Origin of the sequence: Ideonella lacteola (assembly GCF_038066555.1) — a bacterium.
Lineage (GTDB): Bacteria > Pseudomonadota > Gammaproteobacteria > Burkholderiales > Burkholderiaceae_C > Ideonella > Ideonella lacteola.
The window spans coordinates 1-15,304 of record NZ_JBBUTG010000043.1 but is presented as its reverse complement, the minus strand read 5'-3'; the positions used below and the strand labels follow the sequence as shown (position 1 = coordinate 15,304).

Annotated in this window: 8 protein-coding genes and 2 pseudogenes; 7 read left to right on the top strand and 3 right to left on the bottom strand. The window is 61.3% G+C overall.

What is annotated here, in order from left to right:
• Positions 1-653: 653 nt before the first annotated feature.
• A complete protein-coding gene (locus tag AACH06_RS29405) occupies positions 654-926 on the top strand; it encodes a hypothetical protein (RefSeq protein ID WP_341429387.1) in 273 nt (90 codons plus the stop codon).
• A gap of 1,354 nt (positions 927-2,280) precedes the next feature.
• On the opposite strand, the gene AACH06_RS29400 is transcribed toward AACH06_RS29405, so the two are convergent.
• Positions 2,281-2,406, bottom strand: a complete 126-nt coding sequence (locus AACH06_RS29400; protein WP_341429386.1) for a hypothetical protein — start codon at positions 2,404-2,406, stop codon at positions 2,281-2,283.
• A gap of 2,580 nt (positions 2,407-4,986) precedes the next feature.
• Here AACH06_RS29400 and AACH06_RS29395 point away from each other — a divergent pair.
• The 4 genes from AACH06_RS29395 to AACH06_RS29385 all read left to right on the top strand — a co-directional run bounded on the left by AACH06_RS29395 (position 4,987) and on the right by AACH06_RS29385 (position 9,402).
• The gene (locus AACH06_RS29395) at positions 4,987-5,430 is read left to right on the top strand and encodes a hypothetical protein (RefSeq protein ID WP_341429385.1); all 444 of its coding nucleotides are present in this window, start codon (positions 4,987-4,989) and stop codon (positions 5,428-5,430) included.
• A gap of 87 nt (positions 5,431-5,517) precedes the next feature.
• Entirely contained in the window at positions 5,518-5,757 is a 240-nt protein-coding gene (locus AACH06_RS30230) for an NTF2 fold immunity protein (protein WP_423222101.1), read from the top strand.
• 124 nt (positions 5,758-5,881) lie between these two features.
• Positions 5,882-8,827, top strand: coding sequence for a Tn3 family transposase (locus tag AACH06_RS29390; RefSeq protein WP_341429384.1), 2,946 nt, complete (start codon positions 5,882-5,884; stop codon positions 8,825-8,827).
• 251 nt (positions 8,828-9,078) lie between these two features.
• Positions 9,079-9,402: a hypothetical protein gene (locus AACH06_RS29385; protein ID WP_341429383.1), complete on the top strand. Its 324-nt coding sequence runs from the start codon at positions 9,079-9,081 to the stop codon at positions 9,400-9,402.
• A 1,151-nt stretch (positions 9,403-10,553) separates the two neighbouring features.
• Here AACH06_RS29385 and AACH06_RS29380 read toward each other — a convergent pair.
• Positions 10,554-11,585, bottom strand: a complete 1,032-nt coding sequence (locus AACH06_RS29380) for a DNA-binding protein (protein WP_341429382.1) — start codon at positions 11,583-11,585, stop codon at positions 10,554-10,556.
• Between the two features lie 103 nt (positions 11,586-11,688).
• Here AACH06_RS29380 and AACH06_RS29375 point away from each other — a divergent pair, with 103 nt between their 5' ends.
• Both AACH06_RS29375 and AACH06_RS29370 read left to right on the top strand, forming a co-directional pair.
• Complete coding sequence (locus tag AACH06_RS29375) at positions 11,689-12,930, top strand: tyrosine-type recombinase/integrase (RefSeq protein WP_341429381.1); 1,242 nt, start codon at positions 11,689-11,691, stop codon at positions 12,928-12,930.
• Between the two features lie 484 nt (positions 12,931-13,414).
• Positions 13,415-14,691 (top strand): annotated as a pseudogene (locus AACH06_RS29370) (IS256 family transposase).
• A 439-nt stretch (positions 14,692-15,130) separates the two neighbouring features.
• Here AACH06_RS29370 and AACH06_RS29365 read toward each other — a convergent pair.
• Positions 15,131-15,304: pseudogene (locus tag AACH06_RS29365) on the bottom strand (methyl-accepting chemotaxis protein); the annotation flags it as partial.

Genomic DNA, 15,304 nt, shown 5'->3' with positions numbered 1-15,304 from the left:
AGGTTCATTGCTATGTTCCTTTTCAGCTTTGGCTTAGCAGAGCAGCGCCTCGCCCGAGCGCCTAACCCCTCCGTCAAGGGGACGTCCCGCAAGCGGGCCGCCCCTTACGTCGAACGTTAGGCGTCTGCAGGCCTCTTATGAGCAGCATCCGAGCCTTGTGGCAAAGCACCAAAGAGATGCCCGCGTTGTTCCGCATGTTCTGCCAGGGAGCAATGGTCGCTCCGCCGCTCCTGGGTATTCTGTTGGTGCTTCCAGTCACGAACTGGACGGTAAACGGGAGGAGCGTTACGTATGAAGAGCTTTGGCAATCCGGAGCGGGGCTCACCATGCTCGTCCTCATGGTCTTTGCTGCCTCAAGTGCCTGGGGTTCGGCAGCTCGCGCCGGCTGGGCTAGGTGGGCTTGGGTGGCCACTCCTATCGCTCCCCTATTGGTTGCCGCCGCCCAGCCAAAGACTTGGTTCACTGAGCCCGCGGTCACCGATGTGTCTATGTGGCTGAGCGCTTTCGCTACTTCTGCAGTCATCGCCGCTGGCTTGTTCTTAGTTCCATCGGTGCATGCATACTTTGGCGGCAATCATGACGCCGACGCCTAACCCCTCCGTCAAGGGGACTGGCCTGCGGCCAGCCCCTTACGTCGAACGTTAGGCGTCGCCATGTCGAACCTGCACGAAGGAATGCAGCTTCTGTTCGAAGCGGCGAATCGCTATCTGGAAGGCGAGTCGTCAGTGCACGAACTGAACGGAATTGCATCCTCGTGCCTCCAGCTTGCGCGCAGAGAGCAGGCATCTCAAAAAATCTTCGAACTGCTCGAGGACTGGCTGACGATGATCAACCGTCGTTGGAACGAGTGGGGCTTGGAGAAGCTTCCTCTATCAGAGCCCGAGTTTCAAGGTTGGCTGCGCGAGCAACTACCATTTACTCAATGAGCCGCCACAAAGCGTCTATGCAGAGCGCAGGCTTTGCCTCGCCCTCTTCTCTGGACCTCGGTCCGTCCGCGCCTCATTCCGCATGGCGTCAGCGATTTGAGCGCAAGACGCCTAACCGCTCCGTCAAGGGGACTGGCCTGCGGCCAGCCCCTTACGTCGGACGTTAGGCATCAGAAGGCGGCAGGTTGGTGAAGGCGCAGTTGCATATCCACGAGTACTTGGTGGCGTCTCCATCGTCGGTGTGGGCTGTCCGTCCTCCGGCGGCCAGCGCACGGGCCGTGGCGATTCCCGCCGTATTCGAGTCTGCCTGGGCACATGTGGGTAGCTGCAGCAACAGACCACGGTTGCTGGAAACGCTCCGCCTCGCCGCTGGTGGTACTCCACGGCCCATTTCTGCTAAGTCAAGCTTTCAGCGCTTTGCCAAGGCGACTGAAATCCTTCGTCTCGTCCGGCTAAGCCGTCGCCGTATTCAAGGCAGCCTGGCCACATGTGGGTGGCTGCGGCAGCACGCCACGGTCGCTGGAATCGTTCTCCTTGGTCACCGCCGGTGGTACTCGGTGGGCAATCTCCGCCACGGCATGCTTTCAGCGCTCTGCTGAGGTAGCTGAAGTCCTTCTTCTCTCCCGGTCAGCGTCGTAGCACTTGTCATGCAAGTCTCTCGCTCCACCAACGGATGTCTCGCTTGGTCAGCGGGTTTGAAATACATACCGGCTTGGGCGTTGCGTTCCAGGCATCTCGGTGCTCTGGCCGCTCTGCCTAACCACTCCGTCAAGGGGACTGGCCTGCGGCCAGCCCCTTACGTCGAACGTTAGGCCTCGTCAGCGGTGAAGAAACAGCCGGGCCAGGTGCAGTTTGAATTGCCAGCGCGGCGGGCCGGCAAGCATGAGGGCAATGGCGCCGTTCGTCGGACGGTTGGCTCATATAGCCAGCAAGCTGATGAGGCTCCGCCAACAGTCAGGCAGTTGAGTCGGCTCCGCCGAGAGTCAGTGTGTCGAGTGATCAATGCCTTGCTGCCGCAGGCGCTTCACGGTCAAATCGCTCAGTCAGCCGAGAAGCAGCCGGCCTAACCGGCAAAAGCCAAATGCCTGAAGCCTCCATTCCTCACGCCTCATGCCAGTGGTTGCGTTCTCCGGCCCAGGTTGGGCTCTCGGCGTGGCGTTCCGGGCGTCTCGTTGGCAACCCGCAGTTGCCTAACTGCTCGGTCAAGGGGACCTGCCTGCGGCAGGCCCCTTACCTCGGACGTTAGCCGTCAATGGAACCCCAACCATCTCAAGTCGCGAAGGTTCGTGCCGAGCGCTACGCGCAGTGGGAGAGAACTGCGCCAGCAACTTGCGCGGCACTGGTCGTCGCCGCCTCAGTCGCCGCCTACACGTACCGCCCCAATCTGTTTGTCGTCGCGGGCCCATTCATTGGTGGCTTGGCGTTCTTCTTTAGCTGGCGGGCGGCTCTTCTTGATCGTCACAATGTGGCCTTGGTTCATGCCTTGGTTGGCGTTGTCGTTGCAATGTCAGGAGTAGTCTTCGCTGGCGAGGTCGGCGTGATTGTCATGTTCTCTCAGAGCTTTCCTTGGCTCGGCCTTGGGATGTTTCTCCCCATCTGGTTTGCCCGTCGCCCTAGTCCAGCACCATAGCCACTTGCGGTGCACCGTCATGCTTCAGGCCTCTTCGCTTCCACCACCGTTGACGGCTAACCCCTCGGTCAAGGGGACTGGCCTGCGGCCAGCCCCTTACCTCGAACGTTAGGCGTCATGAGTCTCCTCGCGTTGATTTGCGGCCTGGGCAGCGTCTTCGCCTTCGTGTACTTGTGGCTGCTGGCAGTTGCAGGCCAAAGCGAGGTTCAGCAGCAATTTCCCTCGTATGCAGAGGCCATCTTCAGGCCGGGGCATCAGGTTGCTATCCGTCAAGGCGGTCCCGTTCGGGCTCTAAGGCTGCTCACACTCAAGCCACCAGAATCTGCCATTTCGTCAATCCATCAAATGCGAGCCATCTCTGCAGCGGCATATGCTTTGGGTCTCGGGGCAGTACTGTCTTGGGTTGTCGCGTAGGGCCCGGTCTATCAGGTCAAGTTCAAGCAAGGCATCAAGTTCTTCTCCTGCCAGTCTCAGCTCTGTTCTACCGCCCGACGCCTAACCCCTCCGTCAAGGGGACTGGCCTGCGGCCAGCCCCTTACGTCGAACGTTAGGCTTCAGAAGGTAGCTGGCTGGTGAAGTCTCGGCGGCAGGCCTACGGTTTCTGGGTGCCGGCTTCATCGTCGGCGTGGGCTGTCCGTCCTTCGGCGGCCAGCGCACGGGCTGTGGCGACTTCAGCCGTATTCGAGTCAGCTTGGGCACAAGTCGGCGGCCGCAGTGACACATCACGGTTGCTGGAATCACCCTCCTTGGTCACCGCCGGTGGTACTCTGTTGGCCATCTCCGCCACGGCAAGCTTTCACCGCTTTGCCGAGGTATCTGAAGTCCTTCTTCTCTACCGGCCAGCGTCGTAGCACTTGTCATGCAAACACTCTGTTTTGTCAGCCCCTGCGTCGTCTGGCTACCGGGCTTGAAATACATGTCGGTTGTGGCATTGCGTTCCAGCCATCTCGGTGCTCTGGCCGCTCTGCCTAACCGCTCCGTCAAGGGGACTGGCCTGCGGCCAGCCCCTTACGTCGAACGTTAGCCGTCTGAGGGAGGCGAAGTGCAAAGTCGGTGCGAAGCATTCTTGGCCACCTCGGCGCAGCGCTCCGGCCGTCATGTTCATCACCCAAGGTCGCAACAGGCTTCGCCTGCTGCTCACGCCGCCACGGTCGTTGTGAACTGGTGCCTCCGGTCAAACCGCATCAAGCGTGCAGCGCGGGGCCGAACAAGTCTGCCCCACGCCGCACCCTTGCCGCTTGGTGCCATGGCCCGTCGTCGTGAGCTTGGTGGCTCATTGGATGAGAAATACCAAGGACATCTGCGCCGTCATCTTTTCAGGCCAAGGTTGTTGTGCCTGGGCAGCGGCTCAGAAACAGCCCTCCCCCCAGCGTCGCGGCCTGGCAAGCAAGATGAGGCTGTTCAAAGCCTTCGGCGCCTGGCCAGCCAAGTGAAACAGCCGAGCCAGCGGTGGCACACTGCATCAAACGCAGGCTTGCTCAATGCACAGCCGGCTAACCCCTCCGTCAAGGGGACCTGCCTGCGGCAGGCCCCTTACGTCGAACGTTAGGCATCAAATGAAGCGCGACAAACCGTTGTTCATTGAGGATCACAGACCAGATCGGCTTGAGCTAGTCGTCCGCTTTGTCTGCGGCTTGGTCGCTGGAATTTTCTTGGCCTGGTTTCTATCGGCAAGGCTTCGCATTCACGATACCTCGCTAATAGTCGCCCTATTCTTTGCAGTTGTGGTGGGGTTTGTCTGGGGTGCCATGCGCCATGGAGATGCGTTCTGGTTGAGGATCTTCGGTCGCGACTAAGCGCGACCCCTTCAATGAAGCGGTCTCGTCTTGTTTCCACCGCCCTGCCGAGGGAATTCCCATATGTACTCATCCCGTTGCACTACCGCTGCGATGCCTAACCCCTCCGTCAAGGGGACTGGCCTGCGGCCAGCCCCTTACGTCGAACGTTAGGCATCAGAAGGCAGCAGGTTGTTGGAGGCGCAGCGGCATGTCCGAGCCTTCTGGGTGGCAACTCAATCGTCGGCATGGGCTGTCCGTCCTTTGGCGGCCAGCGTACGGACCGCAGCGGCTCCAGCCGTATTCAAGTCAGCTTGGGCACATGTGGGTGGCCGCGGCAGCACGTCAAGGTCGCTCGAATCGCTCTCCCTGGGCACCGCCGGTGGTACTCTGTGGGGCCATCTCTGCCAAGGCAAGCTTGCTGCGCTGTTCCAAGGCACTTGAAGTCCCTCGTCTCGTCCGGCCAGCGTCGTAGCATTTGTCATGCAATTCGCTTGCTTCACCAACGCGCGCCTCGCTTGGCTGCCAAGCATGAAATACATGTCGGTGGCGGTCTTGCGTTCCAGGCATCTCGGTGCTCTGGCCGTTCTGCCTAACCCCTCCGTCAAGGGGACTGGCCTGCGGCCAGCCCCTTACGTCGAACGTTAGGCGCTTCATGCATCTATCCGATGTTCTGCTTCATCCCAGCGAGTATGACTGCACCGCAGTCGAAGCACCGTGGAGCTGGCTTCTCGCCAGCGACGTTTCGCTGCTACACGTGTCTGTCTTCGGGCATCTTTTCCTGTCGGGCGGCGACGGTCGTATCTGGCTTCTTGATAGTTGGTCTGGTCAGCTTTACTGCGTTGGTCAAAGCTACGAACAGCACAAATCCCAAGTGCAAACCGATCAGGAGTTTTTCGAAACCTGCTTCTTTGCAGATCTTGTAGCCGCGTTGAACACGGCAGGTCTTAGCCGTCTACCTGGCCAAGTATTCGCCCCGTATGTTTCACCAGGGATTGGCGGGAGCTTGACCCCTGAGAACTTTTCGAGTGCACCGATCAGAGCCTATGCAGCCATCTCAGCTGCAGAGGCGAAGGTACTCCGGGAATCCAGCCAATGAACCTGCGCGCAGCGCCTAACCCCTCCGTCAAGGGGACGTCCCGCAAGCGGGCCGCCCCTTACGTCGAACGTTAGGCCTGGAGAACTAATGCGCGTCGCTACGTTCTGTCTTGTGCTCACTCTCTGTTCCGAGGTTGCCGCTGCGCAGTCGACCTCGCAACATAACTACAAGCCCGTCGCCGGCTACGTTCCCAATGCAGCTACCGCAATTCGAATTGCTGTAGCGGTGTGGACTCCAATCTATGGTGAAAAGCAAGTCGCTGAGCAGGCGCCCTACAACGCCGAACTGATTGAAGGGGTCTGGCACGTTACGGGCAGCTTGGGGTGATCTTGGCTTCGGTGCCGAAACTGCCGGTTTGATCTTCGCGTAAACCCTAGCGCCTTCAGAGAGCGGCGTAGCGCAGCGCCGTCCGTATAGTGCCGCGCACCTACCTGTCTCTTGGAGGTGCCAGTTGTCGTCCTATCGCCAGCGCTTCGTCGGCCTGACAGAGCTTCCTAAAGGTCTCAGCGAGTTCGACGCCGAGCATGCTTTCGGGCTTTCTTCGGCGGACGTCGAACGGATACGCAAGTTCCCCGTGAAAGCTCGGCTAGCAGCCGCCGCTCAATTGGTGCTGGTACGTGCCACCGGGCGCAGCTTCGCCCATACAAAGACACTCCCGCCATCGCTGCTGCAGTACTTGTCGCAGACGCTTGGAGTTGCCGACCTCACGATCGCATCGCTTCGTGCTCTGTACTCACGGCAGCGCACGCTGTTCGAGCATAGGAAATGGGCATTTGAGGAGGCTGGGTTCCGAGTCAGTGAGGCCGCAGACATTGAGGCAATGCTGACGTCGCTGCGGGCTCAGGCTGGCAATGCAATCTCCATCGACGACCTGGTACGCGCCGGAGAGCTCTGGCTCTTCGACCGCAAGATCCAGCTGCCTTCCGATCGCGTGATCCGCGATGTAGCGCGTGACGCATTCGCCGGTGCCGGTCTTTGCGCGTTGGACGTTGTTCGCCTGCACCTGCCCCCGGCGAAACTGGACCAAGTGCTGAAGATCGTGTTCGCAAAGCGCCTTGGCCGCAAGAGCGCCACCGTTGTCGAATGGCTGAAAGTGCCCACCGGCAAGCACAGCCCCAGCAACCTGAGCGAGGTCATCGCGAAGATCCAGTTCCTGAAGGAACTGGGCGTGAATGAGTGGACCCTTGAAGGGATTCCACTGCGCAGGATGCAGTCCTTCGGTCAGAACGTTGTGAACCGACCGCCGGCGCAGACCCAACGTCTGGCGCGAGAAACCCAGCATCTGGAGATCGTCTGCTTCCTACGCATGACGCTGCTGGAGTTGACCGACATTGCCCTGTTCATGTCCGGGCGCCGGATCGGCAATCTGGTCAACAAGGCATCGGCAACGGTATCGCGTCGCAAGCTGCAGAGTGTTGGTGAATTCCGGAATCGCGAGATCCAGGCCAGGTCGCTGCTCTATGACCTCAAACTGAGCGCAGAGAAAAAGGTCGCGGAGCTGCAGGCGCTGTTCCCAGACGACAAAGCGTCCAAGAATTTCAGCCATGCCGCACAGGTGCGCCAAGCGATGAGCGAGGACCATGTGCGCGTGAAGACGCTGATCAGCGACATGATGGCGCTCGATTTCCAAGGTAGCGAAGGCTTGTCTGCGATGAAGCAGATCTCGGCGCTGCGTGACCTACATGCGAAGAACGCGAACGAGCTGCCCAAGGACTTCGATGCGGGCATGGTCGACCCCACTTGGCGCGACATCGTCAGCGGCCCCGACCGCAAACAAGGCCTCACTGGTCTGCGTGCCTGCGCTCTGATGTCGGTACGAAAGAGCCTCAAGGGCGGCCGAATCTGGATCGATCACAGCGAGGACTTTCGCAGTCGCGACGAGATGCTCATCACGAAGGACGAGTGGAAGAGCAAGCGCAGCTTGCTGGTAGGCTCGCTGAACATGCCGTTGGATCCAGTGCGTTTTCTGGAACCGCTGCTGGCCACGCTGGCTGTGGGCATGAAGGCGATGGCAGAAGCTCAGGAGGCCGGCAAAGTCGAAATCAATGATGCGGGACACATCATCATTGCGCCGATCGAAGCACTGGAGGTGGACGAAAACGTCACGCGCACGCGAGATCAGATATTCAAGGTCATTGGCAAGGTGCAGCTCAGCGATGTGATCGTCGATGTCGACGTCGCGTGCAATTTCAGCGAGGCGCTGCTTGGTCACAAGGCCGATTCGGTGAACGAACTACTGGCCGTCTATGGCGCGTTGCTAGCGCACGGCACAGAGGTGTCTGCCAAGGTCGTGTCGGCCATGATCCCGGGCATCGAGGTGCCCCAGATCACCAGCGCTATGCGCGCACTCGAAGCGCATGGCCGGCTGAGCAAGGCGAACGAGCGCGTGCTGAGGTATCAGCTTCAATTTCCCGTTACCCAACTCTGGAGCGCTGGCGACAAGGGATCATCGGACATGATGTCGCTCGACGCAACGCAGCATCTGTACAGCGCGCGCATCGATCCCCGCCGTCGCACTCATGCCGTGGGCATCTACACACACGTTCTGGGCTCCTACGGCATCTTCCATGACGAAGCCATCGTCCTGAACACGCGCCAGCAAAGCATCGCAGTGCATGGTGTCGAAACCTACAACGCCACGCGCGAGAGCGACGAGATGCGGCTGTCGCTGTTGGCGGTTGACACCCACGGCTATACGAACGTAGCCATGTCCGTGGCCAAGGGGCTCGGGTTCGATCTGTGCCCGCGGCTAAAGAACCTGGCCGAGCAGAAACTCTTCGTGCCGCGCGGCTTCGACGTGCCCCAGGTGCTCGAGCGAGCGACGGCGGCGGAGGTATCGCTCAAGCCGATTGCTGCAGGGTGGGACGACTTCCTGCGCATGCTGGCCTCGATCAAGACGGGGCGGGTCTCACCGAAGTTCTTGCTTGAGAAGCTGGGCAGTGCAGCCCAAGGCGACGCGCTTCACAAGTGTCTGGACTCGCTGGGCAGGCTGTTGCGTACGGCTTACCTGTGCGACTACTACACCAACCCAGAATTTCGCCGCGAAATCCACACCTTGCTCAACCGCGGCGAGTCGGTGCACCAGCTGCAGCGCGCGGTCTACTCCGGCCGCCTAGAGCCTGAACGCGGCCGCCGTGATTCTGAGATGCGCGCCATCTCGGGCTCGCACGCTCTACTGTCAAACGTCCTGCTTGCCTGGAACACGGCCCAGATCCAACTCGTGGCGGACAAGTGGAAGAAAGAGAAGCACGCGATCGAGGACGTCTGGCTGAGACGGCTGGGGCCCGCTCATTTCGGGCACGTCAACTTCCGCGGCATGCTGACGTTCGGGGTCGAGAAGTACCTTGACGCGCTGTTGCGCGGCCATGAACCGGTGCCACGACGCGCTCAGCGCTGAAGGCAAGCCTCGCCGGAAGCGATGCGTTGGGACGGTGCAGAAAGTGACGCCCTGGCAACACAACTCAAATGAAATCAACAACTTACGAATGTATCCGATTCGAGAACATTCGTTGGATTGGTGCAGAAAGTGTCGGTCGGGCGCGGATGTCGACGAATTATCGGGGTCGCGATAACTGCCGATAAAGTCTTCACAGGGCCTCCCGAAGGGCCGTCAATCTATCCGACGCTGGGCCTTGACTCGTTGCCCGGATGCTGTTCAAAATCACAGTGCGCCAACTGAGCCTCAAGCTGGCGGCTTTGATCTCGAGGCGACCAGGAGCGGCCATGCCGACCAACTCGAAACAGACCTCGCCAAGCGTCGCGTCGACTGCGGGCAAGACGCTGCAAAGTCCTTCCGCCAGCTCGCTTCAAAAGTCCCTTGCCGGCTCGGCACTGCGCCAGGCCGGTACGCCGGCGCAAACCGGCGCCGCGACCGAAGGTAAGGCGTCACGCGCGCTGGATAGCGCGAAGTCAGCGCCCTTGACGCGCACGCTCGCGGGTTCGGTCGTTTCCCAGTCGAACAAGAAGCGTTAGATACGGGGGACGAGTAGCGCCACTGCAGCGCCGCCGACCAGTGTCCCTTCGTTACGCCTCGTCCGCCAGGCTGAATCTGCACTGCCGTGACGAATCGCAGCCCGGCGGTGCAAAGTGGTCAGAAGGGACGGAATCAGGGTGTCGACTTGGCCCGCGAGCCGCGAGAAGCCAGCCCGTCGCGGGGCGGCTGACCAAGAGCTACATGGCCGACCGGTAGGCGGAAAAGTCGATCGGCGCAACCGTGCCAACCTGCTGCAATCTCTGCAGCAGCCCGGACAGGAAGAACACCAAACCGGTGTCGGGAGCCGACGTTGGCCAAGTTTCCGCGGGCGTAACCCTTGAGTGCGTCGACAGTCGCCAGTTCGAGCGCAAACGACGGAAAAGCCAGTCCGGCCAGTGTTCGCCAGCGCTTAAGGATCCTGATCTCATCAACGCGTCCAGAGTCCGCGATGTGCTGAACGTGCCGATCGACGTTGGTCTGAGTCCACGTCTGGGCCTTGTTGCGCCATAGCGAGAACCAGTCCTGGTAGCCAGATTGCAGACGTCCTGGCACCAGGTCGAAAACGCCAGCGCGCGGCGACGGGGCCGACTACTTGCACCAGGCGATAACACTGGTGGGCCTGCATCACCTTGATGGGTCGGATGGGATTCCTAAACCTCTCGCAGAAACGACCTTAAGTCATTGTTGCGTTTAAAGTTTTCACCGTAGCCGGTTGCCGCACTCGACCTCTAGTGCAGGCGCCGAAGGCCTGTCCGGCGGGGACGCTGGCGGTAGGTCGCCAGCCATCTATAGCGAAGTTAAGAACCTTATAAGAAATTGATAAATCGCAGTAAGGTCGCTATGAACGGCCCCTGTACTGCCCGGCAGTCTGCCAACGATAGGGCCGCTCCGGGTTCGCGCACCGTGGCCATCTGAAGGGCCGCGGGCGGCGGCGCGCTACCGGATACGTACCGCGGTATTCCCGATAGAGTTGTTCGCAACACATCCGCCACACGTCCTGGTTTCGGCCAGGGTTCTGCTCTCGCAGACGTGCAAAAGGCGGGTTTTCCTTTTGAGCGGCCATTCGCCCATCGATGCGCCAATGCCGCTTGACCCCTGGAGCTGGAGCTGTCCCGGGGCTACTCTCACCAGTGGTGAGAGCTTTGGCGCGTCACCCTGACGACGTCTTTTTCCGCGTGGCCTTCGCAGGCGCTGTCGGTACATCTGGCGGACCGATGCGATCCAAGAGAGCCTGTACGGTCTGGGCCTCAGCGCGATAGCGCGTGGCTTCTTGCCGGCTGATGAGCAACTGCTCGCGCGTGCTGCGCAACTCCTGCTCGATGGCCTCGTGGGTGCGCCTTAGGGCCAATTCGGCCGCTACTGCGCCGTCGCACTTGGCTTGCAGCTTCGCCGTCGCCTCAACGTGCTCGAGCGCCACCTGGCGTTCCCGGGTGTCCGCCGACGAGAGTTGCCCGCGCAGTGTGTCGACCAGTTTGTCGGCCTTCGAGCGTGCTTGGCGCTCCCGCTCGATCTCCATCAGCGCGCGCTTTTCGGTCGCCGCCGCGCGTCGATCGGCGGCTTGAACAGCTTCGCCGGCCTTGCTGAGATCGGCGCTGAAAGCCTCCTGCTGCCGGTGCTGCTGCGCGCGGGCCTGATCGAGCTGCGTCTGCAGTTCGTGCAGGCGAGCCATGGCGCCGGAGTGTGCACGCCGTTCGGCCTCGAGCTCGGTGCGAGCCTGGGCCGCAGACTCGTTCGATGCGGCGAGCTCGAGGCGCAGTTGCTCAATCGTGGCCAGCGCCTGGGTTGCGGCCTGCTGCGCCTGCGCCTGCTCGTCGCGCGTGCGCTCCTGATCCGCCTGAAGTTCGACCCGGATCGCCGCCAACTCGTTGCGGGCCGCGTCTGTCGACTGCCGCCAGATCCCGGCGATCGCCTCGGCCGCGATGGCCTTGACCGCAGACGGCAGGTCCGGGTGATCAACCTCGACGCGCGCCTTGGCGCGCAGCTCGTCCCAAAACTTGGCCAGCGCCTCAGCGGGCGTGCTCATCGTGCCCTTGCGCACGTACTGGTAGAGCTTGTTGGTCGTAGGCGTGATCCCGTACCTAAAGAACAGCAGCGCGCAGACCTCGCGGTACAGCGCCTTCGTGTCGCTGAATCGGGCCTTCAGGGCGTCGACTTCGGCCAGGATCTCGGATTCGTCGCTCATTAATTGATATTACAACGTAATACGTTGGTAAACTTACTTTTTCTGTCAGGATTTTGACATTAGCTCTCTAGTGTCAAAATGAGATGAAAATGCCTCAAACAAAATGAGCGAGACCCATCTGCCTGCACTTGGTGCCGTCGGATCTCCTGCTTCCCTGGAGTCCGCGGCTGTAATCGACGGGCTGTCCGGTCGCGACGGCACGAACCGATCTCGTTCGGGCCATTGCCAACTCGCAGCCGACACGGATCGCGAAGCGGTGTTGGCATGGTTGGCGCGATACGCTGGCAGCCCTAACACGCTGGCCAATAGCCGGCGAGAGGCCGAGCGGCTGCTGTTGTGGGCATTGGCGGAACGCGGCAAGCCGTTGTCCTCCCTCACACACGAAGATCTGCTGCTGTATCAGCACTTCCTGGCCGACCCGCAACCAGCTGAGCGCTGGGTCATGGCTCCAGGACGCAAGCTGGCTCGTGGCCATCCGGCTTGGCGCCCATTTGCAGGCCCGCTATCGCCCGCCAGCGTGCGCCAGGCCATGGTGATCGTGAATTCGATGCTGTCTTGGTTGGTGCAGGCGGGCTACCTCGCCGGCAATCCGCTTTCGCTCAGTCGTCACCGACGCAGTGCCGCTCCGCCACGAGTGGTCCGATTCCTCGAGGACGATCTATGGAGCGAGGTGCGGTCGGCGATCGCGACGTTGCCGAAGGCGACAGAGCGGGAACAGGCAACGTACTGGCGCGCACGCTGGCTCTTCAGTCTGCTGTATCTGTGCGGCCTTCGAATTTCGGAAGTCGTCGGCAACACCATGGGCGGCTTCTTCTCGCGTACCGACCCGAAGACTGCGAAGCTGCGTTGGTGGCTGCACATCAACGGCAAGGGTGACAAGGACCGACTAGTGCCGGCAACCGATGAACTCATGCTGGAGCTGACCAGCTATCGCCACTGGCTCGGACTGAGTCCGTTGCCACAGTATGAAGAGCCATCGCCTTTGCTCTTTCCGGTGTGGTGGCAGGCTCCGTCCCGAGGGGCGATTCAATGGCCTGTCCAGATGACGCGCGCTGCGGCGCACGCCGTCGTGAAGGACATATTCGAAATCGCCTCGCAGCGCTTACGCGCAAAAGGGCCGGAGCATCATGCGCGTGCCGACAAATTGCGGGCGGCCTCCTCGCATTGGTTGCGCCATACGATGGGTTCGAGATTGGCCGACGGCGTGGACCTGCGGCACATCCGGGACACCTTCGGTCACGCCTCGCTGACCACGACGGGTATCTATCTCCACACCGAGGACGATGCACGCCATGCCGCCATCAACGGCAGGCACCGACTGGGGTGGGACAGCCTCGCGTCCTGAGGCTGTCTGGTCCCGGGGGGCGGGCGCACGGCCTCCGATCCTTGCGCAAATTCTTGACACTGCCCCACAGGCGGGGCACCGGTTTGACAACCTGGTTCCCGCGATCTTGCTTGAGGGCTTCATGCGCAAGCAAGTTCGCTTATGAACTCACGTTCAATGAGGCCAATGCGGCACGTAGCCGACGGAGTTCCTCGCGGGCAGCACCGCGTATCGCTTCGCGCTCTAAGGGTTGCCGGTCCGCGAGGAGGCTCTCAATCCACAGGTCGCGGGTCTCAAAGGTCTCTACGGCGAAGTCCAACCAGCTGGCGTAGCCATCTGGAGGAGGCGGCGGATGATTGGTCGTCATGATGTCTTTGATCGGCACGGGTGTGAGATGGCTGTCAGCGCCGATAGGGGACTGGCGCGCTTTGATTGGATCCTTCCTATGGCGGAGCTTGTCCGGAATTTTGTGTGCGAGGCATAGCATGACCGACCTGGAGCATGTATGCCACCAAGCAAGACGAAGTTGAAGAACGCGGCGATAGCTGCGAAGTCGGCGGCCCTGCCGAAGATTCCCAAGGAACTGCTGGACCAGTTTGTCAGCGGGCCGATGAGCGGCGAGGCGGTCAACGCTGCGTCGATGGCGTTCAAGAAGGCGCTGATCGAGCGCGCTCTGGGCGCCGAGCTCGACCACCACCTGGGCTACCCGAGTGGCGCCCACAAGCCGGCCGAGACGGTCAACCAGCGCAACGGCAAGACTGCCAAGACCGTTCTGACCGAGGACGGCCCGCTGCGCATCGATGTGCCCCGCGACCGCGAGTCGAGCTTCGAGCCGCTGCTCATCCCCAAGCACGAGCGGCGCTTCACCGGCTTCGACGACAAGATCATCGCCATGTACGCACGCGGCATGACCGTGCGCGAGATCCAGGGATTCCTCACCGATCAGTACGGGGTCGATGTCAGCCCCGAGTTGATAAGCTGCGTGACCGATGCGGTGATGGCCGAGGTCGGCGCCTGGCAGAGCCGCCCGCTCGAACCGATGTACCCGGTGGTGTTCTTCGACGCGTTGCGCGTGAAGATCCGCGAGGACGCTGTCGTGCGCAACAAGGCGGTCTACCTGGCGCTGGGCGTGTTGCCTGACGGCACCCGCGACATCTTGGGCATGTGGATCGAAGGAACCGAAGGCGCGAAGTTCTGCGATGTTGCGTGTTCAACGACCTGAAGACTCGCGGCGTCAACGACATCCTGATCGCCGTCACCGATGGCCTGAAGGGTATGCCGGAAGCGCTGGGTGCGGTGTATCCGGCCACGACGCTGCAGACCTGCATCGTGCACCTGATCCGCAACAGCCTCGACTTCGCCAGCTGGAAGGATCGCAAGGGCCTGGCCGCTGCCATCAAGCCGATCTACGCGGCCACCAGTGCCGAGGCCGCCGAGCGCGAACTCGATGCCTTCGAGCAAGGCCCATGGGGACAGAAGTTTCCCACCGTCGTTGCCGCCTGGCGTCGGGCCTGGGACCGCGTGATTCCGTTCTTCGCTTTCCCGCCGGCCGTTCGTCGCGTGATCTACACGACCAATGCGATCGAGAGCATCAACTCGCAGCTTCGCAAGATCATCAAGTCCCGGGGTCACTTCCCCAGCGATGACGCAGCGAACAAGCTCATCTGGCTCGCCTTGCGCAACATCACGGCCGACTGGGGACGTGCGGCGCACAACTGGAAGGAGGCGATGAATCAATTTGCCATCCTCTATGCGGACCGGTTCACCAAGCCGCTCGCGTAGGATGGAGACCGACCGTCCCACCGCGTCGGTCGGTGTCGCAAGCGCCGACCGCCGCCGTGGAAAAGTCTCAGAGCGCCTCAAACACAGAATTTCGGACACTCCCCTATGGCGCGAATACCGATCCTCGATATCCTTGGCGATGCCACCAATAGCATGATGCGGCTTCGAGTCCGGCGCAGTCTAGTATTTCTATACGTCCTCGGCGATACCTGATCTCATCTTCAGGATGTCGACTACTTAGCCCAGCGTCAACTGGACTTCGCTCGACGTTGTGTGGTCCAGCGTCATCGCTACCTGTGCGGCAGAGCACTTTGGACACCCTGCCGCCGCGAAAGTGGTGCCTAACGGGCGTAGGCACGTTACCGGATCTCGGCTGGTGCGTCCGTCGAGTTTGACACTCGGCATGGAGCACTGAACCCGTATCTGAAAAGACCAAGCTCTACTGAGGGTCCCGGTCAAAGCGGAACACGCTCACCAGCTCGGTCAGACGGGATGCCTGGCCCTTCAAGCTTTCGGCCGCCGCGGCCGATTGCTCCACCAGGGCCGCGTTCTGCTGCGTCATCTGGTCGAGCTGGCTCACCGCCCCGCTCACCTGGCCAATGCCCGAGCTCTG

Excerpts from the sequence above, each read along its gene's own strand:
- AACH06_RS29385 (WP_341429383.1), top strand. The coding sequence starts at position 9,079 with ATGCTGTTCAAAATCACAGTGCGCCAACTGAGCCTCAAGCTGGCGGCT.
- AACH06_RS29400 (WP_341429386.1), bottom strand. The coding sequence starts at position 2,406 with ATGAACCAAGGCCACATTGTGACGATCAAGAAGAGCCGCCCGCCAGCT.
- AACH06_RS29405 (WP_341429387.1), top strand. The coding sequence starts at position 654 with ATGTCGAACCTGCACGAAGGAATGCAGCTTCTGTTCGAAGCGGCGAAT.
- AACH06_RS29375 (WP_341429381.1), top strand. The coding sequence starts at position 11,689 with ATGAGCGAGACCCATCTGCCTGCACTTGGTGCCGTCGGATCTCCTGCT.
- AACH06_RS29395 (WP_341429385.1), top strand. The coding sequence starts at position 4,987 with ATGCATCTATCCGATGTTCTGCTTCATCCCAGCGAGTATGACTGCACC.
- AACH06_RS30230 (WP_423222101.1), top strand. The coding sequence starts at position 5,518 with ATGCGCGTCGCTACGTTCTGTCTTGTGCTCACTCTCTGTTCCGAGGTT.
- AACH06_RS29380 (WP_341429382.1), bottom strand. The coding sequence starts at position 11,585 with ATGAGCGACGAATCCGAGATCCTGGCCGAAGTCGACGCCCTGAAGGCC.